The organism is Planctomycetota bacterium (assembly GCA_021414025.1).
GTDB lineage: Bacteria > Planctomycetota > Phycisphaerae > Phycisphaerales > SM1A02 > SYAC01.
Map to the genome: position 1 here is coordinate 330,806 of JAIOPG010000007.1, position 25,620 is coordinate 356,425.

A 25,620-nucleotide genomic window follows, 5' to 3' on the forward strand; every position below is an offset into this window, starting at 1 on the left:
TAGACACTCGGGACCCGGCCCGTGCAGAATGCCGTGATGCCCAACCCCTCGACGCTCAGCCGCATCGATGGCCACCTTGACCTGGCCTATCTCGCCATGCAAGGCGTGGATCTCGAATCCGACTCCCCGGATCGGGCGAAATTCGGGGTCAATTTTCCGGCGCTTCGCGAGGGCTCTTTCAAGCTGGTTTTTGGAACGATCTTCACCGAGGTCGGTTGCGACGAGCCCTGGGGCTACGCCGACCATGCGGATGTCGAACAGGCCGCCCGCGCGGGCCGCCTGCAGTTGCGGCTCTATCAGGGCCTCGAGGCTCGCGGCGCGATCAAGATTGTCCGGACGCAGCAGGATCTCAAAAGTTGGAACGAGCCGGGGCCGCTGCGCGTGGTGATTCTGATGGAGGGCGCCGATCCGATCGAATCGCCCGAGCGCGCGAAGTGGTGGTTCGACCAAGGTGTGCGAATGGTCGGGCTGACCTGGGCCAAGGGCTCGCGCTACGCGGGCGGAAATTCTGTGCCGGGCGAATTGACCGAGGCCGGTCGAAAGTTGGTTCGAGCGCTCGATGGCGTCGGCATGATCCACGACCTCTCGCATCTCTGCGACCAGGCGTGCGCCGAAGTGATCGAGCTTGCCACGGGGCCGATCGTGGCGAGCCATTCCAATTGCCGGAGTCTTGTGCCCGGCAATGAGCGCCACCTCACCGATGAGACGATTCGGGCGATCGCCGCGCGAAAGGGTGTGTGTGGTCTCAACCTCTATGGAAAATTCCTGGCCGGCGGCCGTGCTGCAACGCTTGACGATGCGGTGCGACACGTCAAGCACGTGCGCGAGGTCGGAGGGCCGGAACGTCTGGCCCTAGGCAGCGATTTTGACGGCGGTTTCACTCCCGAGGATTGCCCGCCCAACGCGCAGCGCCCCGAGGATCTGCCCAAGATCGAGAGCGCCTTGGCTCAGGCCGGCATCTCCACGCAGGAACTCGACGGATTCCGAAGCGGCAATTGGCTGCGCGTGCTTCGCACTTCACTTCCACAAAAATAAGACTCCCCCGCTCACTCCCTCAAAGATTTCAACTGCTGTATTTTGGCTCAGGGCTTGAGCGTGCGCTCATCGTTGAGCGAGACATGCACAAACTTGTCCTGGGCACGAAGCACTAGGTCCAGGCGAACGCCGCAGCGATGCCAGTCGACGGCTTGCGTCGCGTCGCTGAAGACGATGCGCTCGACAATGGGAAGCGGATCGGGAGCCAAGCCTGGGAAGCCCAGCCGGATCAGCGAGGCATTGCGCTGCGCCCACGCAGCGGCCTGGCGGACCAACGCGGCTTGCTCGACCGCCGCGATGACATGCAATCGCCCGGCGTGATCGGTGGCGAACTCGATCATGGCGTCGCCGGGGTAGCGCAGCGCGATCGACCAGAGGCCCGAAATGATCGAGGCATAGGAGCCCGGCCGCATTTGCACTTGCAGCGGTTGCCGCGCCGTGGCGCTGGAAGATGCGAAGGATTGTTGCGCGGGGGTCTCCGCAACCGCAGGCCTTGGAGCAGCTGCTGGCGGCGCCTGGGTTCGGCGGCTTCCATCCACGGTTGCCTCGGCGACTCGTATTGCCTCGAAGAGTTCGGCGAGCGAAAACCCGCCGGGAAACGAAGCTTGCTGTGCGACATCGGTCCGCTCCAACCGCGGATAGGCGCCGGCCAATGGAACGGGCTGGCGAAGAAAGGCCTGGGCCGCCGTTGAAATCGTGGCAATTGCTTCTTGGGCGGATTCCACCGAGCAGCCCACGATCGCGATCGGCGTGAGCGGCGGAACTCGATCGTGCTTGCGGGCGCACTCCACGATTCGGCGAACAAGCTGATAGGCGGCCACGGTCGCGGCCTCATCGCCTCCGGTGGCGATGACAGCTTCCTCGACCTCCATCGTGGCGACATCCTCGGCGCCCTGAACGGTCGCGGGCACCACGAACCAATGGCGGACGATCGCCGCCGCACGCAATAACCACGCAGCGAAATCCTGGTCGGAACTTTCGGCAGGTCCCTTGGTTCCCAACAGTGAGCACTGGATGCCGTCGGTGCTGGCTCGAAGCAGCGCCGCGGGCCCCTCGCGCAATCGGGCGGCCACATGCGTCAGCCATGGATGCGCCATGACCGGCAAATTGCCGGCCAGCAGCGGCGTGATTTGGCTTTCGCGTCGCGGAACTTGCTTGACGGGTTCGTGTGCCGTTTCGCCGGTCTCTTCCCCATGAGGCTCTCCCAGGAAGAGCGAGGTCAGCCGATCGAATCGCTCGTCGAGATTGCTCATCGCTCGTCTCCGGCGATGGGCGACTCGGCGACTCTGGCAGCAACGCCGGGCTGTTCAGCGGACACTGCGCTTGCATTTTCCGCGTTCACACTCTCCACACCCGCGGATTGCTGGCGGATGCGCGAAAGCAGATCAGCCATGCGCTCGCCCGGTGCCGTCGCGGGACCCGGCGCGGTTTCACCGGCGGAAAGCTCACGGCGAAACACCTTTCCATCTCCGGGATGTTTCCTCGTGCATGGAACGGGATGAAGGTCGAGCCAATCGACCAGCAGGACAAAGTCGCGGCAGGCTTCGGAGCTGGGCGCGTACTCGGTGATGGGCTGGCCGAAGCCGGCCGCCTCGCGCAGCTCCTCGTGCTCGCGGATGGCCAGCGGCAGCGTGAGCATGCCATGGCGGCGCTCGATCGCCGCCAGCAAATCCGTGGCCAGTTTGGCGTGGGGCCGATGCAGTGTGGGCAGGATTCGCAGCGGCAGCTTCCGCTCCAGCCGCGCCGCCATGGCCTCGACGGCGGCCGCCTGGCGCTCGCTGCCCTTGAGCGAGAAGAATCCCGTCTCCACCGGAATGATGGCTTCGTCGGCGGCGCAGAGCGCGTTGAAGGTGAGCAATCCGATCGTCGGCGGGCAGTCGATCACGCACCAGTCGAAGCGGTCGGCAATGCGGTCCAGAAACTTGGCCAGTCGCGCATCGCGGTCCGGCAGATTGGCAAGACCTCCGCGGGCCGCCTCGAGCCCAGCCAGCGAGAGCGTGCTCGGGGCCAGGCGCAGATTCTTGGCGACCTCCCAAAGCATGACATCGGGATCGGCGCCGCCCGGCGGCTCGGCCAGAAGCGCCTCGGCCAGTCCCTGCTCGATCCGGTCCTCGGGCACACCAAGACCGACACCGCAATGGCCTTGTGGATCCATGTCCACCAAAAGCGTGCGGCGATTCTTGGAAGCGAGCGTGGCCGCCAGATTGATAGCGGTCGTGGTCTTGCCACATCCGCCTTTCTGATTCACGATTGCGACGCAACGCATCCTGCTCAGGTCGCCTCAAGGAAAGTCAGCCCAGCCCAGGCCGAGGGTCGCATGCCTTCACGCCTCCGGCGCTTCGAGCATGCCCTGCTCTATCGGTCGATTCGCCTACGGGTCTTCGGCTTTCCAAGTCGGATTTTCGATTCAGGCGCCGATGGCCGCGAGCCCGGCGTCGATCACCGCGTCGCTTGCGGCCTGAAGAACTCCAGGCTTGCCGGGACCCCTCAGCAGCACAAGGCGGATCTCGCCGGATTCCCCCTTTTTGTCGAGGTTCATGGCGGCTTTGACCTTGGCCCGGTCGATCGGCTTTGGAAGTCGAACCGGCAAGCCGAGTTGGGCCAGGCGCTGGGAAAGCTGGAAGGACTCGGCGTCCTTCCACCACCCCGCCGCTTGGCTCGCCGCCGCCATGGCGACCAGGCCGATTGAGACAGCCTCGCCGTGGTGGATCTCGTCGTGCAGGAGCGACTCGATGGCATGGGCGAAGGTGTGCCCCAGGTTCAGATGTGCTCGCTCGCCTCGCTCATGCTCGTCGCGCGAGACGATCGCGGCCTTCACCGAAGCCGAGCGCTGCACCAACTCGACCAGTCGGGCGGGATCCTTCGCCAGCAAGCCCGCCTGATGGTTCGCGAGCCAGTCCAGCATGCCTTGGTCCGCCAGTAGCCCGTGCTTCACGCACTCGGCCAGACCGCAGCGGAATTCGCGGTCCGGCAGCGTGGAGAGCGTCCGCACATCGCTGACCACCCATGCGGGGGCGGTGAAGGTTCCCGCCAGATTCTTGGCCAGCTGGCCGCCGGCCATGGGCAGGTTGACCGCCGTCTTGCCGCCGATCGCAGCGTCGACCATGGCCAGCAAGGTGGTGGGAATCATCACGGTGGAAAGGCCGCGCATGTAGGTCGCCGCGGCGAAGGCCGCCATGTCCCCCACGATGCCGCCGCCCATGGCCACCAGAACATCGCTGCGCTGCACGCGCTCCGCAAGCACAAATTTCCACAGCGATTCGACTGCGGCAATGGACTTGTTTTCTTCGCTCGCCTTCACCGCGTGGGAGGCCACGCGCAACCCTGCGGACTCGATCGACGAGGCGACCTCGCGGGCCCAGGTCTGCGCAACCGCCTGGTCTGCGACCAGCGCAACCGTCCGCGCCTTGGGAAATTGCCGAGCGATCTCGCTGCCCACGTTCTGCAGCAGCGCGTCACCGACCTGAATGTCGTAGCTGCCGTGGAGACTTTGCACCGGAATCACATTCATGTGCGCGTCCTCTCGCGATGAAACTCGCGGAATTGCTCGGCGTTCTCCTTGCCGAAGTAGTACTCCTGGACGCGGGCGGGCACCTGCCGCAGATCCGCAAACATGAGCCCATCCACCACATTGCCGAAGTCGGGATCGACATTGAAGGCGATCAGCCGAGCGTTGAGCTTTAGATACTGGCGCAGCAGCACGGGCATCGTGCGGCCGTCGGCCTCCACCTCGCGGATGAGCCGGTCCACATCACCCACATTGCGGACCGCCGCGCGTGTGTGGGCCGGATCCCAATCCAGGAAAGGCTCGTCGGAGGGCGGGTTCCGCGGCTTCACATCCTTGGCGAAAGACTTCAGCGCGTGGTGCGTCTGCAGGAAGGCCATGATCAGCCGCTTGGACATGCTCTGGTACTCGTCCGAAATGCTCACCGGCCCCAGCAGAATGGCGTACTTGGGATGCCGGAGCACAAATTGCGCAATTCCGCGCCACAGCATGAGCAGAGGCATCGGACGGCGTTGATGGGCGCAGGCCACCCAGCTCCTGCCCAGCTCGATGGCGGGTCCGAGGGATTTGAGCATCTTCGGCGAGTAGTCAAAGAGCGTGCTGGTGTAGAGGCCGTCGATGCCATTGGCCGCGAGAATCTCGTCGGTCAGGCCCATCCGGTAGCCGCCCATCACTTCCTGCGTCCGCGCGTTCCAGATGAAAAGTTGCCGGTAAGAGCGGTCGAAGCGGTCGATGTCGATCGCCTTGCCGGAGCCCTCGCCCACGGCACGGAAGGCCTCCTCGCGCAGGCGGCCGATCTCAAGCATGGTCAGCGGAATTTCACCGCTGGGCGTGCACCAGACTTCGCACTCGCCGTGCTTGAGCAGCAGATGGGACTCCGGAAGGCCGGAAATTTCCGCGGCGAGTTCCTCGGGCGCATGCTGCGGTCGCTCCAGCAGCGGAGTCGTGTGCACTATCACACCGGGGCCCGTGGATTTTTCCTCCAAGCGCGCTCGCAACAGATACGTGCGCAGGCGGAAATATCCGATCAGTTCCTCGTCGCTTTCGAAGGCATCAAACTCCTTCGCGGGGATCGGCGTGCCGACCACCACCGGAATTTTCCGGTTCTGCTGGCCGGGATAGCAGTGGCCCAGCAGCGCCGTCCGCAGCAGCGGATGGAAGAGGCCGGCCAGCTGGAACCACCAGGGATTCCGGCCGGAAATAAACACCGGCAGCACGGTGGGCCGGGCGATGCGGGCCATCTTGGCAACTTGGGTCGGCCACTGGCCGTCGACGGGGCGCCACCGGCTCCAGGTGGAGTGGCTTACCTCGCCCGATGGGAAAACGCAGAGGCAGCCGCCGTTGGAAAGCCATCGCAGGGCCTCGCGCATGGCGTTCATGTTGGCACTGACCGATGGCTTGCCGAGAATCTTCACGCCGAGCGATCGCTCGGCGACCACCGGGATCTTGCAGAGCATTTCATTGGCGATGAACTTGACATCACTGCGAACCGACTCGATCAGCGTCGAGATCAGCTGCGTGTCGGTCGCGCCCATCGGATGGTTCGACACCACCAGCAGCGGCCCGGTCCTGGGAATGCGCTCGCGGTCGGCCGCGGAGCAATCGGCGTGGATGTGGGTGGCGCGGTTCAGCGCGTCCAGCAGGGAGCCATCGCCGCGAATCCGATGCGATCGATCGACGATTTTTTCAACGCGGCTGACTCCGGTGAGATGGCGCGAGACAGGCCAGAGCCATTGCAGCACCCTGGACTTGGGAGGCTGGACGCGGAATGGAGATTTCTCTTCTGGCATCGAGACCGCAAATGACCCCAAGGGGATTTGAACCCCTGTAGCCACCTTGAAAGGGTGGTGTCCTAAGCCAGGCTAGACGATGGGGCCGGCGAGCCTCAGACTATAAGCGATGGATGGAAGGGATATGGGCTGAAAATTGCCCGGGGCCAAGCCCCCCTTTTGGGCATAATTTCAAGATTCGGCTTGCAAAAATCGGGGTTTGGTCCACACTGACGGGGCGTCTGAACCGACCGGCAGGCTTTGCCCTGCCTATGGTCCGTGACGCACCCTTGGAGCCGAGACCCAGCAATGAAAGAGACATCCGCCTTGAACGCCAAACAACCGACCTTCGCCCGATTCAAACTGCTGATGTGCGCGATCGTGGCCTGCTTCACGCTGCAGGCGCGGGCCCAGGTGTGCTCAAGCGACCTGGATGGTTCGGGCGAAGTGGATGCCGGCGATGTCGGACTGGTGCTGCTTGATTTCGGTCCCTGCGCGGGCTGCGCCACGGACATGGATGGATCCGGTGAAGTGGATGGCGGCGATGTTGGCTTGCTGCTGTTGGACTTCGGCCCCTGCGCCGGCCCTTCATGGGCGACGGTGCTGGAGTGGTCGGCAGATCCGGCCGTCGTGGCCAGCGAGGAAATGCGGCAGAGCATTTCAGAAACTCACTTGCCATGGCGCGTCATGGATAATGGAACGGGCATCGAGATGCTGCTGGTGCCGCCGGGAACTTTCATGATGGGCACGAGCCCGGGCGATGCCGAGGCGTTCGCCTATGAGGGCCCCTCCCACCAAGTCACGATCACTCAGCCCTATTACCTGGCTCGCAAAGAGGTGACGCAGTCGAAGTGGGTTACGGTGATCGGCACCAATCCAAGCCTGGGCGGAACGAATCTGACTGATCCCGTGGAGCATGTTTCGTGGAACGATGTCCAACCTTTCTGCGCGGCGACTGGCATGCGATTGCCGACGGAAGCCGAGTGGGAATATGCATGCCGGGCAGGCAATACCGCGGCGCGATACAACCTGCTTGACCTGGTCGCCTGGTGCAACAGCAACACGAGCGCACCGAAGCTGGGCGGATTGAAATTGCCCAACGCCATGGGTTTCTACGACATGCTCGGCAATGTCTGGGAGTGGACCGCGGACTACTGGGATTGGTACTCAGGCGACAGCCAGGTGGATCCGACGGGTCCTGCGGCCGGCTCCTACCACATCTCGCGCGGCGGAACTTGGCTCAGCAGCGGGCAGTATTGCAGGTCCTCGATGCGCAAGGTCGAGGTGGCTGACTTCCACTGCTACTGCACGGGGTTCCGGGTCGCTCGGAATCCGTAAGCGGCCGTTTCAAGAAGTGATTTGCTGGATTGGCGGAGCGAAACTCCGCCCATGTTGTTGCATGGCGACGGAGCCGCGTTGTGCCGCAAAAGTGACTCCAAGACCTTTAGGAATCGAAGCCTTTTCCCCCAAATTTGGAAACTTGGGCGTGCGAATCCAAAAGGCCGCTTTTACAACTTGTTGAACGTCATTTTTCAATCGCTACTACTACCAGATTTTGCTCCAACCCTACAATTAGTGTTGACAACAGGTGTTTAATGATCAAAATGAAGTTACGGAGTCGACAGTGTTAGCCCAAGCAAATTAAGGAGATCACGAACATGAATTTTATGAAAATTCCATTCCTACCATTCGGCGCTAGTCTGTTTTTTTTACATGCCTGCCTTTCAGCAAATGCGGGTGTTGTAACATTTGGAACAACGACAAGCATTTTGAACTCTGAAACAACAAAACTCAACAAAGTTTGTGATATACCGTCTTCCACTTCTGAATGCCAATATCACGGGGGCGGACAAGAACTTCCGGGGACTTGCAGTTCGTCCATTGACAACGATCCCAACTCACTTGGACCATGGTATTTGCCCGTCCCCACTTACTCCAACTCTAATAATCCTGATGTTGTGATCGATGGATATAATTACGGCGCAGTAATTTCGGGTTCTTCGACGACCGTTGGAAGCAGCGAGTTAGACTTACAAACAACCTTCCAAAAGCCTTCGTGGAGTGTGCTCAAGTGCCTCATACACGTTGTGGGCGGACCTGTGGATGACTCGAGCAGTTTGGGTACAATAGCGTTTAACGGGGATCTTGAATTGGTTACGAATTTTTCTTTGTGCGATACCGCCGTTATAGACCTTTATGCTTTGCTGGCTTCAGAAAATGTATCCATCGGGGAAACCCTGGATCCGCCGGCCAATGTTCCTGAAGAATTCTTAATAACATTTAGATGCTGGATCACTAGTGGTAGCGCAACTGTCTGGGAAGATACTTTGACTATTGATTCGGAAGATCCACTCGAAAAGCCGACAACCACAATTGGCCCGTTTTGCGGCGCAGATTACACATTCCATTGTCGAATGAAGACCAATGACACATTATTTAATGCGCAATATGTCAAAAGAACATCATGCAACTCGATTTACTTATGGTCTACTCTCGATCAAGGCTCTGTTACTCTGTTTATACATCACCCACTCGATTTGGATGGGAGCGGTCAAGTTGATTTCGGAGATATTGGCTTGGTGTTATTAAGTTTCGGTGAATGTGAGGGCTGTGCCGCTGACATTGACAAGACTGGAACTGTCGACGGTGGTGATGTGGGGCAGATATTGTTGTGTATGGACTACATTCCCTGTGAATCTTCGTCATGCGATTTATGTGGTCCATAATCGCGCGATAATTGAATCTGTGCTCAGTAACAATCTCGATTTACAGAAACTTTGTACTCGTATCGCTTCACGAATTGGATCAGTTTTTATACAAAATGGTGCTGGCGACGAGAGGCGAGACGAACTAGCTGGTCTTTTTGCCTATCACCCTCACGGCTTTGGTTGATCAAATTAGCTCCAGTTTCAGCGGGAGAAATTCTGGTCGACCGAGACCTAGTTGCTTTGGCTTTGTTAGTAAGCCAGAGGAGCGGGGTTCTGGTCTAATTTTCAACTGATATTAGATTACATTTGGCGGAAAGCCGCCATATTATGTTGATTTGTGAATCCGTACGGATCATGAACCGGCCGAAAAATCGGAGTAGTGGGTCAGTTTGAATCCTGACGGGAAATGGGCGATTTATTTTCGGGAGTGCGTACTGACGCAAGGTCCATCCCATCAAAGGACGGGCTGTGGGACGATGTTTTACCTAACGCAAGGCGCGAAACGCTTCGGAGTGCCCCGTCCTGGTTGGTGATCTTGGTCTTGTCGAGCCGGGCCTTTTGTTGCAGCACCGCCTGCTTCGTCGGTTCGAGCACCGCGTCCAGCCGGCGAAGGATCACCATTGGGAGAATGACATCGCGGTATTTGCCCCGGACGTAAACATCGCGGAGTACATCGTCGGCGATGCCCCAGATAAAGTTGGCGATCCAGTTGAGTTGGCCTTGGTCCATACGGCTCCTTAAACTATCCGACGTTCCATCACTCCTCGACTTCGACGGTGGCTTCAGTTTCGACTTCCTCGATCTCAGTCTGTAGCTCTTCGACTGCAACGCGGAGCGGGTCGTAGATGACAATCTCCTGCCCCTGAATCTCCAATGTCACGGCAAGGCAGTAGTGCGCCGTGGCATCGGGATCGTGATTCCAGCCTTCGTGTCCCACCACGGCGATGCAGAAGTGCTCGGGAAGCATGTTGGATTTGACGACGGCCCAGTCCTTCTGAACCGTGCCGCCATTGCGGCGGGCGCTGCGGATGAGACCATCTGACTCCTTCTCGTGAAGAGTCCAAGGCAAGACACTGCCATCCGTTGGTGTGCCCTCAAGCTCTTCCTCCTTCATCATCCGGACACGGAAGCTGTCAATTGATTCACCGAGCTTGCTGCTCTTCCAGTCCACCCATGTGGACAGATACCGTCGAAGTTGGCGTCGTGTACGGCGAGGCTCAGCCACATACGAGAGGGTCACGTCGATTCGCACGTCGTACTCATCAGCCGGCCCGCGAAGTTCTGCGGGAATGGGTATCTGGTAGATGTGGCACTCGCGGGCGCGGATCGGGGTAGTGCCCGCCGTTATCAGCGTGGTTCGGTGGTCAGAGTTGGTCGAAGCCCTGGCCTCGTCGGGGACGCCGAAGCCAATCCAACGGACGATCTCCCCTGCTTGATCCAAAAGTTCTTGCCGCCTCGCGGCGTTGCTTCGCGTAACAGGGTTGCGAAGCTCTGCAAGGATAGCCTCAGCCCATTCCGGCCATTGAGCTGATTGCACCACAAGAGCGCGGTAGAGCAAGGCGGGCTCATCCGGTAATACCCTCTGTGCTGCGGCCGCCGTGCGACAGACTTTGGGAGCAGCAAATGAGGTGCCCGCGGCATCGCGTGCGAATGCCGGCGATGGCGGAAACATCGTTGACCGGATCAACTCCGGGCACACACCTGGCACACGACTACCAACGATCACATCCGGCGGATGAGTGGCAGTGCGAACAGCGTCCCCGCCGTACTCGACGACTTCGGGCTTGATGACGCCCCAAATTCCGAATCCACTTCGTGAAAAGGCCGAAGGCTGACCCCTGTGTTCAGCGAACGACTTCCAACCCGAGGCGTTAAATGCGCCGTAGGCGACGGAGCCAACAGTGAGTGCTTGAAGGCTCTGCGCCGGGTTCGCGACGCGGCTGGAGTCCTCGTTCAGGTACCGTGGATACTTGCGGTCCGCGGCAAGATGTTCCTTAGCTCCAATGACTGGTGGGTTGCCCGACGTAGGAAGATTGCCCGCACTTTGAACAATCAGGACATCGTGCTGGCTGCTCAGGAGGTCGATCTCAGCGGCCCAAGAGGACATGTACCTAGCGCGTGAGGCGCCTTTGGAGTTGATTGACTGATTGAAGATCCGGGTTTTCCTGCCATCTAGGTGGAAGTGCTCGACAACCGCTCGCGTCGCGGAGGGAGGGAACAACTCTTCGGGCATCCGGCAGTTCTCGTTCAGGACCCTGCCATTCTGAAGCCAGGCAGACAATTGCGGCGATCCATCCTGCGGTACGGACTCGCCGTAGGCGACTGCGCCGGCCACGCGGGTTCCGTGACCTCCGGGCGAGACAAAATCGCCAATCTCTGTCGTCGCTTTGCCGGGAAGAAAGCACTTGGAGTTGGAGGTGTCCATTGCCGGTGCAAGCCAGACATGGCCCTCCTGAATACCGCTGTCAATCACACACACCGTCGGGGCATCTGCGGATGGCGCCACCGGAGTGACCGCCCGAAAGGGGGCCGCACCACCGGCGTCAGCGTACTGCGGCAAGGCAATGTCATCTGGTTCTAAAGCCTCGAACACGTACGGGTAGTTGAGGATCAAGTCTTTAAACCCGATACCCTTGATCTTGAGCCGCACGTCGAAACTTCCCGGCATTACTGCCCCGGAGAGATCATCATGCACCAAATTCAAAATGTCGGCGTCATAGGCCCGTACGAACGCAATGACTTCCGACTGACGCTCTGAGCACAAAGTGTCCCACGTGTCGTACGCCTCGGTCCGCTGCAGAGCCCATTCACTCTGCTTCTTTGCCCAGTCCGCATCAGAGTCTCGCTTGCCTCGCTCCGGCATATCCGGAATCTCCTTTGTGCCTGTGCATGCGATGCTTACATCGACGACAAAGACTTGATTGTCTTTGATCGTCGGCCATTGATTGAGCAACCTCTCGGATAGGACTCGCTTGAGTCGATCGGCTTGGTTCGGATCTTCGTAGAGCTTGTGTACCGAAGCGATTGTCGCCGAGCCATGTACCTTAACGGCAAAGGCATTGACCATCCTCGTAAACTCAGCAAGGTCGATGTCCTCCGACGCGACTAGTACGAAGCCCTCTTCCTGCTCGGCGACGATTTCGAAAGCAAACTTGTCGCGAAGCACATCTAGGTCAAGACCCGGATCAACCTGGACCAGAAACGGTTTGCCGACCGGCAGCACCGGGAGATTCTGTTCCTGACGCTGAGCCTGCTGAGCTTCCCATCTCGTCGAAAGTGAGTGAGCGGATGCTCGAAGGGACTCGCTGTGAGCGGCTCTCGCGCTCCGATTTGCAATCGTCTGCGGAGACGTTCTGCCACCTCCACGGAGTTTGGCGCGTCCCCGGTAGCGAAGAAGTAGCGGAAGATGCTCGAACTGGTGGGCATCAGCCATGATTTACGTTTTGGATTCGCTTGATCTGTGCCGACGAGCTTCTGTGATTGCCTCTCGAAGGTGGGACTCGGTGACGGCCTTGCGGCCCATGAGTACGACCGCCTTTGCGGCATCACGCGCGGCCTTAACGACCATCGCGGCGGATGCCCCTGCAAGTGCATCTGTCATCGACTGCCAAGGCAAATTCTCATCCACCACGACGGAAGCCAAAGTCATTCGGAGCAGACGCGACACTTCGTTCGGACCGGGAGGTGGCACCAAGAACACATCGTCGAAGCGGCGGAACAGCGCCTCGTCAAGTGATGACTCGACGTTCGTCGTCGCGACGAGCAGACCTGGCGCGTCGTACTCCTCCATCAGTTGAAGAAGTGAGTTGACGATACGATTTGCCTCGCCGATGTCTTTGCTACTTCCGCGAGAACGAGCGATGAAGTCGCACTCGTCCAAGAGCAGCACGCACGGCCGATCCTTGGCAGCGACGAATATGCTGCGGAGATTCCACGCCGATTCCCCAAAGAAGGACGAGAGCAGTGCATCGAATCGGACCTTCATTAGTGGCAGACCGGTGTTCCATGCGAGTCGTTTGGCACCCAGAGACTTTCCGCACCCAGGCAGGCCGTGCAAGAGAATCGTCTTACGCGGTCTGAGCCCATAGGCACCAAGCCTCTCCCGGGCGGCGTACTCGCACTCGATGCGTGCAAAACGTGCCTCGATCGCGGGTGGAAGCACCATGTCGTGCTCTAGCTCTTCGCGAGGGATTAGCGTGGCGAGTTGCTCGCCGTTGCGTTTACTCTGTGGTAGTTCACGGAGCGATGCAGCTTTGTCCGCCGCGTGGTGACCATGCCCAGCCGTACGGCGTCTGGATTCACTGAGAATCGATTCGAGTTGATTAGCTAGCCGACTGTGGCCGGTTTTGCGTTCGGCTTCCACAACTTTTTCGGCAAGGCGATCCAAGTCAAGCTGAGAGCCCTCTGCGATGGCACGGACGATTCTCTTGAGGATTTCTGCGTTCATGCTGTCACCGTCTTTCGCGTCCGTTGCCGAGAACGGCTGTGCCGACCACCTGTTTAACTCGCAACTTCTCGTCCAAAAAGCGGCGCACTCAATGTCCAATATGAGGCGCAGCACCCGTCCGCACGCAATCGCACCGATTCGCGAGATGTTTCAAAAACACCTTGTTTTACCGATGATTTGCGAACAAATACGAACGAGTGCGAAACTGTGCAAACAGTGCCAATGACCCCAAGGGGATTCGAACCCCTGTTCCATCCGTGAGAGGGATATGTCCTAAACCGGGCTAGACGATGGGGCCAGACATGGCCAAACCAGTGACAATCGAAGTGGCCGACAAGTAGCGGGGAGGAGTATAGCGAGCCCGCCCGGCACGACAAATCGCGCGTTTCCCCGTGGTCTCGGGTACCGTGACCGCCATGCCGGCGACCATCCTTCTCTGCCCCACGAGCTTTGAAAACCGCCGAATTGAGCCGCGACTTCGGCCCCTTTTCACCGCCATCCACACCATCGGCGTCGGCGAGCATTGCACCCATGCGTTGCGGACGTTGGCGGGCCAATTTGGCCCCGGAACTACCGCAATCCTGGCCGGGGTCGCCGGCGGGCTGACCAACCAGGCTAGGGCCGGCCACGCCTATGCAATCTCGCAAGTGACTACGCAAGATGGCCGGACCATCCCGGCTCGATGGATTCCCAACGGGGCGGAAACGCTTCCATTGTTTTCCAGCCCGGTGGTCCTGTCCGACGCGCAGGTCAAGCTTGTTGCGGCGCGGAAATTTCACAGCGACCTGGTCGACATGGAGTCGCACCATTTCGTGGACACCGCGCAGCAGGCCGGCTGGCGCTGGCTTATCGTTCGCGGCGTGAGCGACGACCATGAATCGCAACTGCCCGAAGCCGTGATGAATTTCATGGAGCCTTCCGGGCACACGCGTTCGCACGCCGTCGCGTTTCATTTGGCGACCCGTCCATGGCACATTCCATTGATGATGCGATTGGGTCGCGCTTCGACCGCCGCCATGGGCGCGGCGAGCGCCGTCATTGAAAAAGCCTTGCGCGAGCAGATGCCGTGAGGGAATCAGAACCTTGAAAATCAGTGACATGAAAGCAACGTCGCCATGACCCCGCGAAAGATCCTTCTCTACGGCGGCTCCTTCAATCCGCCCCATCTGCGGCATGTCTCACTGGCACAGCAAGCCGCAAAGGCGATCGGCGCGAGCGAGATCCGCGTGATCCCCACCAACATCAATCCGCAGCGGCAGAACGAGCCCCCCGCTTCCGCTCCGCACCGCGTGGCCATGCTGGCCATCGCCTTCCGGAACGAGCCGCTTGCGTCCATCGACACCGCCGAGATCGACCGTGGCGGCCCGAGTTTCATGGTGGACACGCTGAATCAATTTCGCCGGCAATTTCCCGATGCCCAGTTGTTCCTGCTGCTGGGCGGCGATCAGGTGCTCAACTTCTACACCTGGCGCGAGCCCGAGACGATTCTTTCCCTGGCCATGCCGGTCATCGTGCCGCGGGCGCCGCATGACGCGGCTTCACTGGTGCGGCAACTGTCCACGCAGCACGGCGAAGCGGTCGCGAACCGCTGGAAGCCCTGGATTCTTCCGCTTGAGGCGGAACCCGATTCAAGCACGGAGTTGCGGCAGGGAATTGCCGCAGGAAAGTCAGCCTCCGAATTGGACATTGACCCAGAAGTTTTGAACTACATCCAGAAACACAAGCTTTATCGTTGAGTCGAGAGCACTCGGCGACCAAGTCGCACGAAATTCAAATTCAAAATTCGATTCGGCTGAGTAACTGCGGCCGCATCACGTCCAGGGATCTTCCTCGACCAGATGCACTTCGGACTTCCTGCCCTGCATCGGCAGGTGATCCAGCGCCTCGGGTCGCTCATCGAAGGCGACGCGGTCGAGCGTGTAGAAGCTCTGCACGAGCCATCGATTATCCTTGGCCAGCCGCGCCCGCACCAGCTCCTCGACCTCCGCGGTGTTCTTCGCCGTGAGCCAAAAGGTGATGTAGCCGCCCGACGGATGGTCGGTGGAGTCGTCGCTGTTCAAGTCCAGGCAGACCGCGATGGTGTGCCAGAGCGTGCTCCCCAGCTCGCGGCCGGCCTCGTCGAGATTGGTGTCGGGATCCACATCGAGCTCGAGCCCCCAGCACTCGCGCACTTGCAGCAGAACCTCGTCCAAATCCGGGCTTTGGTCGTCTTCGATTGCCAGCACGTCGCGCACCTGCGAAGGCGGCGAGAGCACCTCGTCGAGCGAATCGGGCCAGGTCTCCTCCACTTCGCGCAGCGAATGGCGGCGCAGCATGCGCTCGACCGCTTCCTTGTTGTCCTCGGGGACATGGATCAGCAGGCCCTTCCAGGAATCCAGGAAGACCTCCACAAAGGGCTCCTCGGCGTTGGCCCCGACGCCAATGCTGGCGTCCTCCATGATGACCGGCTCGAAGCTCTCCCAGATCTCCAGGAAGGCCTCGAAGGAAATCGGCTCGCGCCCCAGGAAGACATCCACGCTGCGGTAGGCGTCGCGGCTGCCTACCTCGATGATCGGCGTCACCTGATCCGGCAGCAGGCCGATGGCCTCGCGGACCAGACCCACCATGCGGTCGTGGCTGGTCACGACATGGAAGGACCAGGTATCCGGGTCGCCATCCTCGCCCTCGTGGAACTCAAGCGTGTAGCCCTGCGTGGGACTGGGCAGATCAATTGGCTGGATTCCAAGCGGCAGCGCGAAGCCGTCAATGACGGCCCGCTCGAGATCGCTTCGAAGTTTGTACTCACGCATGGACTGAATTTTTCTCCATGGGGGATGGTAGCTCCCTTGTCCCCTCGATCAAAGCAGGCCTTTGCCGCGGGGTTTTCACTCCCCCAAATAGGCCTCTTGCACGCGTTTGTCGCTGAGCAATTCCTGCCCCAGTCCGGAAAGCGTGATGCGGCCCGTCTCCATCACATAGCCGCGGTCGGCCAGCCGCAGCGCGGCCCGCGCATTCTGCTCCACCAGCAGGATGGTCATGCCTTCGTCGCGCAGCCTCTTGATCGCCTCGAAAATGCGCACCACCAGGATTGGCGCGATGCCCATGCTGGGCTCGTCCATCATCAGCAGCCGGGGCTCGCTCATCAGCGCGCGGCCGATGGCCAGCATCTGCTGCTCGCCGCCGGAGAGCGTGCCGCCCAGTTGGCGATCGCGCTCCTTCAGGATGGGAAAGAGCGAATAGACATGCTCGAGATCCTTCTGCATGGCGTCCGGATCGCGGCGCAGGAAGCCGCCCATCTCCAGATTTTCGCGCACGGTGAGTCTCGGAAAGATCCGCCGCCCCTCCGGCACCTGTGCCAGGCCCATGCCGACCACCTTGTCGGGAGGCATGTCGGCCAGATCGTGGCCGGCGAACTCGATGGAGCCTCCGCGCAGCTTCTGAATCCGCGAGATCGTCATCAGCGTGGTGCTCTTGCCGGCTCCGTTGGCGCCGATCAGGGTCACGATCTCGCGCTCGCGCACCTCCAGCGAGACTTCATGCAGGACATCCGCCGGACCATAGCCGGTGCGCAGGCCGCGCACGCTCAGAAGAACCTGCGAAGCGTGCGCGCTCAACCCAGTTCCTCCTTGCCCAGATAGGCCTCGATGCAGGCGGGATCGCTGCGGATCTGCTCGGGCGTGCCTTGAGCGATCTGCTTGCCGAAGTTCAGCACGCAGATCCGGTCGCTCACCCCCATCACCACCCGCATGTGATGCTCGATCAGCAGCACGGTCACGCCGGAGTCGCGGATGCGGCGGATCAAGTCCATCAGCGTGCTGGTCTCGGTGGGATTCATGCCCGCGGCCGGCTCGTCCAGCAGCAGGATCCGCGGCTCCCCCGCCAGGGCGCGGGCAATTTCAAGGCGCCGTTGCAATCCATAGGGCAGGTTGCGGGCCGCGTCGTTGGCCCGATCCTGCAGGCCGACGAAGCGCAGCAGCTCGGCGGCCTTCTTCTGGGCCATCACATTCTCGCGGAAGTAGCGCGGCAGGCGCAGCATGTTGGCAACGAATCCGCAGTGCAACTTGGCGTGCATGCCCACCAGCACATTTTCCAGCACGCTCAATTCGCCGAAGAGCCGGATGTTCTGGAAGGTGCGCCCCATGCCCGCGCGGGCGATCAGATCGGGCGTGCGCCGGGCCCGCGACCAGAGAACGAAATAGCCGCTGGCCCCAAGGGCGAAACCGATCAGCGCCGGAATCGCCAGACCCAGGAAGCCCATGTTCCAGAGGCTGGTACCCACCGACTTCACTGCCTTCGCCAGCGGAAAATGCTCCCCGTAGGTGTAATTGGCCACGATCACGTCCTTCCAGAGAGTGGTGGCCCGCAGGGCGATGGTGACGCTGATGGCCAGCAACAGGCCGTTGATCACGCACCGCGAGAGGATGATAGCGTTCCATGGGCGGCGCAGCTCGTGGCCTTCGAAACGCACGCGGCCCTCGGTGGGGTGATGCACGCCGGTGATCGCGTTGAAGAGTGTGGACTTGCCGGCTCCGTTGGGTCCGATCAGCGCGAAGACCTCGCCCTTTGTCACCTTGAAGGAGACCTTGTCGTTGGCGACCAGTCCGCCGAAGCGCATGGTGACCGCGTCCACTTCCAGGATGGGAGCCGCCGCGCTCACCGCGGAGCCCCCGCGAGGCGCTTCTTCTTTTTCGCGTTCTGGATCGAGAGCTTCGCCGGCAACAGGCCCTCGGGGCGGAAGCGCATCATCACCACCAAGACCAGGCCGAAGACGAGGTATTTCCAGTTGTTCGGGCTGCCAAAGACGCTGCCGGCGGAAACCCATCCCGCGCTCTGCATGGCGCCGGCCAGCTTCGGAAGCGCGATGTTGGCCACGCCCAGCATGGCGATCGCCCCCACCAGCACGCCGTTGATCGAGCCCATGCCGCCCACGATGACAATGCACAGCGTCAGGATGCTGACCTGGAAGTCGTAGTTGCCCGGCTCGCCGGTGCTGGAGTACATGCTCACCCAGAGGCCGCCCGCGACTGCGGCCAGCGCGGCGCCAGTGGCGAATGCGATCATCTTGACCGGCACGAGTGCGATGCCCATGCACTGCGCCGCAAGTTCGTCCTCGCGCACCGCCAGCCAGGAGCGGCCGGTGCGGCTGCGCTCCAGATTGCGGCAGACGATGACGGCGACCACCAGGAACCCCAGGAAGAGCCAGTACCAGGGCAGCTCCTTCTCGCTGGAGAATTCAAGGATGCCGAAGCCGGATTCCGTCCACCATGGCACATGCGGCGCCGGCAGCGGATTGATGCCTTGCGTTCCCTTGGTGATGACATCGAGGTTCTTCAGCACATCCTGGGTGATCTCGCCGAAGCCCAGCGTGACGATGGCGAGATAGTCGCCGCGCAGGCCCAGCGTCGGTGCGCCCAGCAGCACTCCCGCGAGCGCGCCCACGACCGCGGTAAAAATGATCGCCGACCAGAAGCCCAGCTGGAAGGGATAGATGTCGCAACTGCTGATGGCGAAGGCGTAGGCGCCGATCGCCATGAAGGCCGCCATGCCCAGATGCAGCAGGCCGGTGAAGCCGGTCACGATGTTCAAGCCCAAGGCCAGGATGGCAAAGACCATCACGCCGCGCATCGGGTCGACCATGTCCAGCTGGAAGCGGCGATCGACCAAAGGCAAAACACACGCGACAAGCAGCAGCATGAGATCGACGCGAAGCAGTCGCCTCCAACCGGTCGCGGTCGCGGCGCTCATCAGACTTTCTCCCGCAGCTTGGCGCCCAGAATTCCGCTCGGGCGAAACACCAGGGTGAGAATCAGAATGCCGAAGACCACCGAGTTGGTCCAGCGCGCCTCGATGTAGCCGTCGCTCAGGGCACGCACCAGGCCGATGACGATGCCGCCGACCACGGCTCCGGGCAGGCTGCCGATGCCGCCGAGCACTGCGGCGGTGAAGGCATCCATGCCGGTGCGGTAGCCCATCTGAAAGGAGATCGTGTTGTTGTAGAGGGCGTAGATCACGCTGGCGAAACCGCCCAGAGCCCCACCGATCATGAAAGTCGAGCCGATGACGCGATTGACGTCGATTCCCATTAAGGCCGCGGCCGTGGGATTCTGCGCCACCGCGCGCATGGCCTTGCCCAGCCGCGTGGACCGCACCAGCCAAGTCAGGCCGATCATCAGCGGCAGCGTGACGATGACCACGAAGAGGTCGCGCCAGGTGACGGTGATCGCCGCAGTCGCGCCGAGCAGGTTTTCATTGGAGATGAGCGAAGGAAAATCCTTGGGCGCCGCTGCTTGGTTGCCGCCACCGAAGACCTGCATTGGCAGGCCGCCCCAAAAGAGCGCCACGTTCACCAGGATGAACGAACAGCCAATCGCGCTCACCAACAAAGCCAGCTTGGGCGCGCCGCGCAGCGGCCGGTAGGCGATCCGGTCGATCGACCAGTTGAGAGCCCCGCAGAAAATCGCCGAAGCGAGCAAAATGGCAATCACGCCACCCGTCGGGCCGAATCCGCTCCAGGCCTCCATGCCCAGCGCCCCCACCAGGGTCAGCGCCAGAAAAGATCCAAGCGTGCACAAATCGCCGTGGGCGAAATTGATCAGCTCGATGATGCCGTAGACCATCGTGTAGCCGATGGCGATCAGCGCGATGATCATGCCGTTGGAGACACCGGTGATGAGCTGCTGCGAAAGGACGTCGATCCATCCCATCGCCACGTTGTCCCCGCTCGCGGCGAGCGTGACGGAAAGAAAAGCGCCGCCCAGAGAATCATGCATGGCCGGAATCAACGTTGGGAAAGCCTTGAGGGCCTATTGGCCCAGCACCTTCACGAATTTGAACTCGCCGTTCTCCACGGTGTTGCCGCTCATGGTCTTGTTGGTGGTGTCGCCGTTGGCGTCGAAGCTCCAGATGCCCAGCGCCCCATTGAAATCCCTGGTCTCCGAGACCGCCTGCAGGATGCCGGCGCGGTCCTTGGTCTTGGCCCGCTGCATCGCGTCCAGCAGCACCTTGCACGCCTCGTAGCCATAGACGGCGTAGCCCTCGGGCTCCTCCTCCGGCTTCAAGTTGAACTTCTTCTTGTAGTTGGCGCGGAACTCGGCGCCACGGCCGGTGAGCTTGTCCGCGGGCAGTCCGCCGAAAGTGATGTAGGCGCTGCCGTTGACATTGTCGGCGCCGGCGGCCTCGATGAAGGCCTTCTCGTAGCAACCGTCGGGCACCATGAACTTCTTGGTGGCGTTGGCGGTGTGCAGATCCTTGGCAATCTGGCCCGCGTTGTTCTGAGTGGTGCCGCCGAAATACACCAGGTCGGGCGCGGCGGCCTTGATCTTGGTGACCAGGGCCTTGTAGTTGGCGGCCTTGGGATCGATTCCCTCGCGGCCCAAAACTTCGATGCCGATCTCCTTGGCGCGCTTCTCGAAGACATCGGCGATGCCCTTTCCATAGAGCTCGCGATCGTCGAGGATGTAGACCTTCTTCACGCCCATGTCCTTGGCCCAGTCGGCGGCGACCACGCCCTGCAGATCATCCGTGGGCACCACGCGAAAATAATTCAGCTTGCCCGTGGGCCGGTAGATCTTGGGCTCATTGGCCTCGCCGGTGCCGGGCTTGGTCAGACCGGGATAGGTGTTGGCGGGGCTGATCATCACCAGGCCCGCCTTGTTCAGAACGGGCATGCTGATCTTGCTGGCGCCGGAGTTGAAGGTGCCGATGTAGCCGACCACGCTCTCATCGCGGGCCGCCTTGTTGGCGTTCTGGGCCTCGACCGCGGGATCCCAATTGCCGCGCTGCGGGCTGGCGTCGTCCATGTCCTCGTAGACGATCGTGTAGTCGCCGATTTTCCCATTCGCCTCTTCGATGGCCATGCGGATGCCGTTGACCATGGTCGAAGTCTGCGCGTTGGCGCTGCCGGTGCGGGGCAAGCTGGAGATGATCTTGAGGGTCTTCTCCTGCGCCGAGGCAGTGGTGGCGGAAAGGGCGAGAAGAAGGACGGCGACGGTGGTCTTGAGCATGGAGGTCTCCTGTTCGCGATTCAGTGGCGAAGTTTCATAATAGTCAAAGTTGAACCACCTCAACGCAGGGCGGCTTGCCTCGTTCGAACGGACCCGTCAACCAGCGGACTCCGCCCCGTCGCCAAGGCAAGGATCGCCTCCGCGGCCTCGACATCCGGCCTTTTGCCCTGGAATGCCGGCAGCAAGGCGCGCAGATCGTTGGCGGTTTCGCGCATCCGGGACTGGTCGGCCAGCAGCTCTTCCATGGCGGCGGTGATGGGACCCGATCGGCCGATGCAGGGCACGAACTCGGGAACCACGCGCTTGCCCGCGAGGATGTTGGGCAGCAGGCGGTTGGGCATCGAGAGCATCACGGTGCCGCCGATCACAGACAAGAGTCCCGTGCGATAGATGCCGACCATCGGCTTGGCCTGCCGCAGCAGGTCCATGCTCACGGTGCCGCTGACGCACAGCGCAATGTCGCTCCAGACGATCGCAGCGTCGAGCTTGCCGGAGATCAGCAGCACGCTCGAGGGCAAGGTCGGCACGCGCTCGCGCACCAGTCGGGCCAGTGCGTCGTTGGCAGTGACGATCAGCGCGATCGCGCGGCGGTGGTTGTGCTGGATGTCGGAAAAAACTTTCAGCAGCAGTGGCAGGTTGCGCTTCACTTCGCTGCTGCGGCTGCCAGGCAGCAGCAGAATCTTGGGCGATCCGGCGGGCAGTTCCTTGAACTGCTGCTCGATCTCGGTCTGGTCCAGCACGCGGTTGATCACCGGATGACCGATGAACTTCGCCGGGATCTGCCGCTTGCGGAACCACTCCTCCTCGAAAGGCAGCAGACAGAGGACTAGGTCCGTGCAACGGCGCAATTTCTTCAGGCGCCACGGCCCCCACGCCCAAAGCTGCGGCGCCACCAGGTGGCAGACGCGCACGCCGCGGGATTTCATGAACTTGGCGATGGCGAAGTTGGCCGCCGGGGAATCCACCGGCACATGCACATTGACCTTGCGGGCAATCGCCCAGAGGCGGACCGCGGCCTGGGTTTTCTTGACCGCAGATATTTTTGAGAGGGCTGAAAGCCCCATGGCTCCATCGTCGGCGGTGCGCTCGATCATCGTGGCCCCCGCCATTTCCATCTTGGGGCCGCCGCAGGCGACGATCTCGATCTGCGGCGCCATCTTCTTCAAGGCGGCGATCACCGGAGCGGCGTGCGCGTCGCCGGAGGGCTCGAACGCCGTGAAGAGCACGGTGGCCTGCGGAATGGGTTGCGCCGGGTTGGATTTCGATGCGCCCACGCCAAAACCATACCCGATTCACCATCTCGGGTATCCTTCGCCACCCCTCGCGGAACCACCCATGCTCAAAAGAACCCACACTTGCGGAGAACCTCGCGCCACGCTCGCCGGCAGCACCATCACGCTTTGCGGCTGGGTGAACACCTACCGCGACCAGGGCAAGGGCCTGGTGTTTCTGGATCTGCGCGACCGCGATGGACTCTGCCAGGTCGTCTGCGACCTCGAGGACGCGCCGCCCCATGTCGTCGCCGCCGCCCGCAACTTGCGCCGCGAGGATTGCATCGGCGTGCGCGGGCTGCTGCGCCTGCGCGGGGGCGAGCCCAACCGCAAGCTCGCCACCGGCGAGGTCGAGCTCCTGGCCGCCGAGATCGAGGTCTTCAACAAGGCGCAGGATCTGCCGATCCTGCCCGACGACCACGACGCGCCCAAGATCAACGAGGAGATCCGCCTCAAGTACCGCTATCTCGATCTGCGCCGCCCCTCGATGCAGAAGATCATCCGCCAGCGCCACCGCGTGCTGCAGTACACGCGGCAGTTCTTCGCCGGCCAGGGCTTCACCGAAATCGACACGCCGCTGCTGATCAAGAGCACGCCGGAAGGCGCCCGCGACTTTCTGGTGCCCTCGCGCATGCACGAGGGAGCCTGGTACGCGCTGCCGCAGAGCCCTCAGCTTTTCAAGCAGATCCTGATGGTCGCCGGATGCGACAAGTACATGCAGATCTGCCGCTGCCTGCGCGACGAGGATCCGCGCGCCGACCGCCAGGCGGAGTTCAGCCAGATCGATCTTGAGATGAGCTTCGTCGACCGCACCGATGTCATGGAAGTGATGGGCCGCTTCACCCAGGGTCTCTGGAAGGAGATGATGGGCGTGGATGTTCCGCCGATCACCAGCATGACCTACCTGGAGGCGATGAACCGCTACGGCAGCGACAAACCCGACACGCGCTTCGGCCTGGAGCTAATCGACATCGGGGCCGTGGCCGCCAAGTGCGGCTTCAAGGTCTTCGACGAGGCGCTGGCCAAGATGCGCCTGGGCCGACAGGGGTGCGTCAAGGCGATCGTGGTGCCCGCTTCGATGGGCCAGCTCACGCGCAAGTTGACCGACGGCTACGCGGAGTTCGTCAAGGGCTACAAGGCCGGCGGCGTGGCCGTGACCAAGGTCGCCGCCAACGGATCCTTCGAGACCGGCATCTCCAAGTTCGTCGAGCCCGTCGCCGCCGAGTTCAAGGCGGCGATCAACGCGCAGCCGGGCGACACCATTTTGATGGTCGCCGACCACTGGGACATCGCCACCAAGGCCGCGGGCGAGCTGCGCCTGAAGGTCGCCGCCGATCTCAAGGCGGTGCCTGAGGGCAAGTGGAATTTCCTGTGGGTGGTCGACTTCCCCATGTTTGACTGGGACGAGGAAGGCCAGCGCTGGGTCGCCATGCATCACCCCTTCACCAGCCCGAATCCCGATCAATTCGAGATGCTCGAGAGCGATCCCGGAGCCTGCGTCAGCGCCGGCTACGACCTGGTGCTCAACGGCAGCGAAATCGCCGGCGGCTCGATCCGCATCCACCGCACCGATGTGCAGGAGAAGGTCTTCAAGCTCATCGGCCTGACGCCGGAGGACGCTGATCGCAAGTTCGGCTTCCTGCTCAGCGCGCTGCGCCATGGAGCGCCGCCCCATGGCGGCATGGCGTACGGCCTCGATCGTCTGGTCATGCATATGTGCGGCACCGACAACATCCGCGATGTGATTGCCTTCCCCAAGACGCAGTCCGGCGCCGACCTGATGATCGACGCGCCCGGTCCCGTCGACGACGAGCAGCTCAAGGAGCTGCACGTGCGCCGCGCCGCGAATCTCAAGCCGGTCAGTTGATCAAGTTCGATTCGTGCCCTGGATGCCGCGATCCGGCTCCATGCGCAGAATTCAGTGCACGCCCTGGGAGGCGAGCCATCGCTCGCAGTCCAGCGCCGCGGCGCAGCCCATGCCCGCGGCGGTGATCGCCTGGCGGTAGTGCGGATCGGCGACGTCGCCCGCGGCGAAGACCCCCTCCACATTGGTGCGGCTGTCGCGATTGCGCAGCTTCACGTAGCCCAATTCGTCGAGCTCGACCGGGCTCCCCTGCAGGAACTTGGTGGCCGGCGAGTGGCCGATGGCCAGGAACAATCCCTTCACCGGCAAGGTCCGCTGCTTCTTGGTCCGCACATCTTCCAGCAGCACGGCCTCGATCTTCTCATCGCCCAGCACATCGGCGACCACGGTGAACCAGTGCATGGTGACCTTGGGACTGCCCAGCAGCCGCGCCTGCATCGCCTTGCTCGCCCGCAGCGAGTCGCGGCGCACGATCATGTGCACGTGTTTGGCGAACTTCAGCAGATAGCTCGCCTCCTCCATGGCGCTGTCCCCGCCGCCCACGACCGCCAGCTCCTGGTTGCGGTAGGCCGGCAGCGCGCCGTCGCACACCGCGCAGGCGCTCACGCCGCCGCCGCTGGTGGCCAGGCGCAGCTCGTTCTTGAGTCCGATCCAGTTGGCCGTGGCGCCGGTGGAAAGGATCACGCTGCTGGCCTTGATCGGCGCTCCTTCGCTCAACTCCAGCGTGAAGGGCCGCTTGGAAAAATCGCACTTGACCACGTCGGCCTCGGTCACCTTGGCGCCGAAGCGCTCCGCCTGCTTGCGGAACTTCTCCATCATCTCGGGTCCCTGGATTCCCTCGGGGAAGCCGGGGTAGTTCTCCACCTCGGTGGTCAGCATGAGCTGGCCGCCCGGAAGCACGGGCGCCGGATCGCTGCGCGGCACCCCGATGATGCAGCGCGGCGCCAGGTTGGCGCGGGCGGCGTAGATCGCGGCGGTCCAGCCGGCGGGGCCGCTGCCGATGATCGCCACATTGTCGACGTTGGACTCGCTCATCGAA

19 protein-coding genes, 2 tRNA genes and 2 pseudogenes are annotated in these 25,620 nt (G+C 61.8%); 6 read left to right on the forward strand and 17 right to left on the reverse strand.

Annotated elements, in window-relative coordinates:
- Positions 1 to 36 precede the first annotated feature (36 nt).
- Positions 37 to 1,035, forward strand: a complete 999-nt coding sequence (locus tag K8R92_10545; protein MCE9620330.1) for a membrane dipeptidase — start codon at positions 37 to 39, stop codon at positions 1,033 to 1,035.
- A gap of 47 nt (positions 1,036 to 1,082) precedes the next feature.
- Here K8R92_10545 and K8R92_10550 read toward each other — a convergent pair whose 3' ends face one another.
- From K8R92_10550 to K8R92_10570, 5 genes are all read right to left on the reverse strand, one after another.
- On the reverse strand, positions 1,083 to 2,288 hold the full coding sequence (locus K8R92_10550) for a hypothetical protein (GenBank protein MCE9620331.1): 1,206 nt from the start codon (positions 2,286 to 2,288) through the stop codon (positions 1,083 to 1,085).
- Entirely contained in the window at positions 2,285 to 3,301 is a 1,017-nt protein-coding gene (locus tag K8R92_10555) for a ParA family protein (GenBank protein MCE9620332.1), read from the reverse strand. The genes K8R92_10550 and K8R92_10555 overlap by 4 nt, the downstream gene beginning before the upstream one ends.
- 141 nt (positions 3,302 to 3,442) lie before the next feature.
- Positions 3,443 to 4,546, reverse strand: coding sequence for a 3-dehydroquinate synthase (gene aroB, locus K8R92_10560; protein MCE9620333.1), 1,104 nt, complete (start codon positions 4,544 to 4,546; stop codon positions 3,443 to 3,445).
- The gene (locus K8R92_10565; GenBank protein ID MCE9620334.1) at positions 4,543 to 6,330 is read right to left on the reverse strand and encodes a lysophospholipid acyltransferase family protein; all 1,788 of its coding nucleotides are present in this window, start codon (positions 6,328 to 6,330) and stop codon (positions 4,543 to 4,545) included. Before K8R92_10565 ends, aroB begins: the two co-directional genes overlap by 4 nt.
- 12 nt (positions 6,331 to 6,342) lie before the next feature.
- Positions 6,343 to 6,417: transfer RNA gene (locus K8R92_10570), tRNA-Glu, on the reverse strand.
- A gap of 201 nt (positions 6,418 to 6,618) precedes the next feature.
- Here K8R92_10570 and K8R92_10575 point away from each other — a divergent pair.
- Both K8R92_10575 and K8R92_10580 read left to right on the forward strand, forming a co-directional pair.
- Positions 6,619 to 7,647, forward strand: coding sequence for a formylglycine-generating enzyme family protein (locus K8R92_10575; GenBank protein MCE9620335.1), 1,029 nt, complete (start codon positions 6,619 to 6,621; stop codon positions 7,645 to 7,647).
- Between the two features lie 320 nt (positions 7,648 to 7,967).
- On the forward strand, positions 7,968 to 9,035 hold the full coding sequence (locus K8R92_10580; protein MCE9620336.1) for a hypothetical protein: 1,068 nt from the start codon (positions 7,968 to 7,970) through the stop codon (positions 9,033 to 9,035).
- 489 nt (positions 9,036 to 9,524) lie between these two features.
- On the opposite strand, the pseudogene K8R92_10585 reads toward K8R92_10580, so the two are convergent.
- The 4 genes and pseudogenes from K8R92_10585 to K8R92_10600 all read right to left on the reverse strand — a co-directional run bounded on the left by K8R92_10585 (position 9,525) and on the right by K8R92_10600 (position 13,762).
- A pseudogene (locus K8R92_10585) lies at positions 9,525 to 9,746 on the reverse strand (type I restriction-modification system subunit M N-terminal domain-containing protein).
- A 28-nt stretch (positions 9,747 to 9,774) separates the two neighbouring features.
- Entirely contained in the window at positions 9,775 to 12,450 is a 2,676-nt protein-coding gene (locus K8R92_10590) for a S8 family peptidase (protein MCE9620337.1), read from the reverse strand.
- A gap of 3 nt (positions 12,451 to 12,453) precedes the next feature.
- A complete protein-coding gene (locus K8R92_10595; protein ID MCE9620338.1) occupies positions 12,454 to 13,464 on the reverse strand; it encodes an AAA family ATPase in 1,011 nt (336 codons plus the stop codon).
- A gap of 223 nt (positions 13,465 to 13,687) precedes the next feature.
- Positions 13,688 to 13,762: transfer RNA gene (locus K8R92_10600), tRNA-Glu, on the reverse strand.
- A 118-nt stretch (positions 13,763 to 13,880) separates the two neighbouring features.
- On the opposite strand from K8R92_10600, the gene K8R92_10605 reads away from it, so the two are divergent.
- Both K8R92_10605 and nadD read left to right on the forward strand, forming a co-directional pair.
- Positions 13,881 to 14,534, forward strand: a complete 654-nt coding sequence (locus K8R92_10605) for a hypothetical protein (GenBank protein ID MCE9620339.1) — start codon at positions 13,881 to 13,883, stop codon at positions 14,532 to 14,534.
- A 45-nt stretch (positions 14,535 to 14,579) separates the two neighbouring features.
- On the forward strand, positions 14,580 to 15,200 hold the full coding sequence (gene nadD / locus K8R92_10610) for a nicotinate (nicotinamide) nucleotide adenylyltransferase (GenBank protein ID MCE9620340.1): 621 nt from the start codon (positions 14,580 to 14,582) through the stop codon (positions 15,198 to 15,200).
- Between the two features lie 75 nt (positions 15,201 to 15,275).
- On the opposite strand, the gene K8R92_10615 is transcribed toward nadD, so the two are convergent.
- The 7 genes and pseudogenes from K8R92_10615 to K8R92_10645 all read right to left on the reverse strand — a co-directional run bounded on the left by K8R92_10615 (position 15,276) and on the right by K8R92_10645 (position 22,720).
- On the reverse strand, positions 15,276 to 16,253 hold the full coding sequence (locus K8R92_10615; GenBank protein ID MCE9620341.1) for a hypothetical protein: 978 nt from the start codon (positions 16,251 to 16,253) through the stop codon (positions 15,276 to 15,278).
- Between the two features lie 75 nt (positions 16,254 to 16,328).
- Positions 16,329 to 17,030 (reverse strand): ABC transporter ATP-binding protein, encoded by a 702-nt coding sequence (locus K8R92_10620; protein ID MCE9620342.1) that lies wholly within the window; start codon positions 17,028 to 17,030, stop codon positions 16,329 to 16,331.
- 23 nt (positions 17,031 to 17,053) lie between these two features.
- On the reverse strand, positions 17,054 to 17,701 hold the full coding sequence (locus tag K8R92_10625) for an ABC transporter ATP-binding protein (GenBank protein ID MCE9620343.1): 648 nt from the start codon (positions 17,699 to 17,701) through the stop codon (positions 17,054 to 17,056).
- 207 nt (positions 17,702 to 17,908) lie between these two features.
- Positions 17,909 to 18,265, reverse strand: a pseudogene (locus K8R92_10630) (ATP-binding cassette domain-containing protein).
- Between the two features lie 922 nt (positions 18,266 to 19,187).
- Positions 19,188 to 20,147 carry a branched-chain amino acid ABC transporter permease gene (locus K8R92_10635; protein ID MCE9620344.1) on the reverse strand — a complete coding sequence of 320 codons (960 nt, stop codon included), beginning with the start codon at positions 20,145 to 20,147 and terminating at the stop codon, positions 19,188 to 19,190.
- A gap of 99 nt (positions 20,148 to 20,246) precedes the next feature.
- Positions 20,247 to 21,446 (reverse strand): branched-chain amino acid ABC transporter substrate-binding protein, encoded by a 1,200-nt coding sequence (locus tag K8R92_10640; GenBank protein ID MCE9620345.1) that lies wholly within the window; start codon positions 21,444 to 21,446, stop codon positions 20,247 to 20,249.
- 59 nt (positions 21,447 to 21,505) lie between these two features.
- On the reverse strand, positions 21,506 to 22,720 hold the full coding sequence (locus K8R92_10645) for a hypothetical protein (GenBank protein ID MCE9620346.1): 1,215 nt from the start codon (positions 22,718 to 22,720) through the stop codon (positions 21,506 to 21,508).
- Positions 22,721 to 22,781: 61 nt separating this feature from the next.
- On the opposite strand from K8R92_10645, the gene aspS reads away from it, so the two are divergent.
- Positions 22,782 to 24,584: an aspartate--tRNA ligase gene (gene aspS, locus K8R92_10650; GenBank protein MCE9620347.1), complete on the forward strand. Its 1,803-nt coding sequence runs from the start codon at positions 22,782 to 22,784 to the stop codon at positions 24,582 to 24,584.
- Between the two features lie 51 nt (positions 24,585 to 24,635).
- Here the strand turns inward: aspS and trxB are convergent, their stop codons facing one another.
- Positions 24,636 to 25,616, reverse strand: a complete 981-nt coding sequence (gene trxB / locus K8R92_10655) for a thioredoxin-disulfide reductase (protein MCE9620348.1) — start codon at positions 25,614 to 25,616, stop codon at positions 24,636 to 24,638.
- Positions 25,617 to 25,620 lie beyond the last annotated feature (4 nt).

Bases quoted from the DNA above. Each gene is read 5' to 3' on its own strand.
- K8R92_10545 (MCE9620330.1), top strand. From the start codon at position 37: ATGCCCAACCCCTCGACGCTCAGCCGCATCGATGGCCACCTTGACCTG.
- K8R92_10550 (MCE9620331.1), bottom strand. From the start codon at position 2,288: ATGAGCAATCTCGACGAGCGATTCGATCGGCTGACCTCGCTCTTCCTG.
- K8R92_10555 (MCE9620332.1), bottom strand. From the start codon at position 3,301: ATGCGTTGCGTCGCAATCGTGAATCAGAAAGGCGGATGTGGCAAGACC.
- aroB (MCE9620333.1), bottom strand. From the start codon at position 4,546: ATGAATGTGATTCCGGTGCAAAGTCTCCACGGCAGCTACGACATTCAG.
- K8R92_10565 (MCE9620334.1), bottom strand. From the start codon at position 6,330: ATGCCAGAAGAGAAATCTCCATTCCGCGTCCAGCCTCCCAAGTCCAGG.
- K8R92_10575 (MCE9620335.1), top strand. From the start codon at position 6,619: ATGAAAGAGACATCCGCCTTGAACGCCAAACAACCGACCTTCGCCCGA.
- K8R92_10580 (MCE9620336.1), top strand. From the start codon at position 7,968: ATGAATTTTATGAAAATTCCATTCCTACCATTCGGCGCTAGTCTGTTT.
- K8R92_10590 (MCE9620337.1), bottom strand. From the start codon at position 12,450: ATGGCTGATGCCCACCAGTTCGAGCATCTTCCGCTACTTCTTCGCTAC.
- K8R92_10595 (MCE9620338.1), bottom strand. From the start codon at position 13,464: ATGAACGCAGAAATCCTCAAGAGAATCGTCCGTGCCATCGCAGAGGGC.
- K8R92_10605 (MCE9620339.1), top strand. From the start codon at position 13,881: ATGCCGGCGACCATCCTTCTCTGCCCCACGAGCTTTGAAAACCGCCGA.
- nadD (MCE9620340.1), top strand. From the start codon at position 14,580: ATGACCCCGCGAAAGATCCTTCTCTACGGCGGCTCCTTCAATCCGCCC.
- K8R92_10615 (MCE9620341.1), bottom strand. From the start codon at position 16,253: ATGCGTGAGTACAAACTTCGAAGCGATCTCGAGCGGGCCGTCATTGAC.
- K8R92_10625 (MCE9620343.1), bottom strand. From the start codon at position 17,701: ATGGGCTTCCTGGGTCTGGCGATTCCGGCGCTGATCGGTTTCGCCCTT.
- K8R92_10635 (MCE9620344.1), bottom strand. From the start codon at position 20,147: ATGGGATGGATCGACGTCCTTTCGCAGCAGCTCATCACCGGTGTCTCC.
- K8R92_10640 (MCE9620345.1), bottom strand. From the start codon at position 21,446: ATGCTCAAGACCACCGTCGCCGTCCTTCTTCTCGCCCTTTCCGCCACC.
- aspS (MCE9620347.1), top strand. From the start codon at position 22,782: ATGCTCAAAAGAACCCACACTTGCGGAGAACCTCGCGCCACGCTCGCC.
- trxB (MCE9620348.1), bottom strand. From the start codon at position 25,616: ATGAGCGAGTCCAACGTCGACAATGTGGCGATCATCGGCAGCGGCCCC.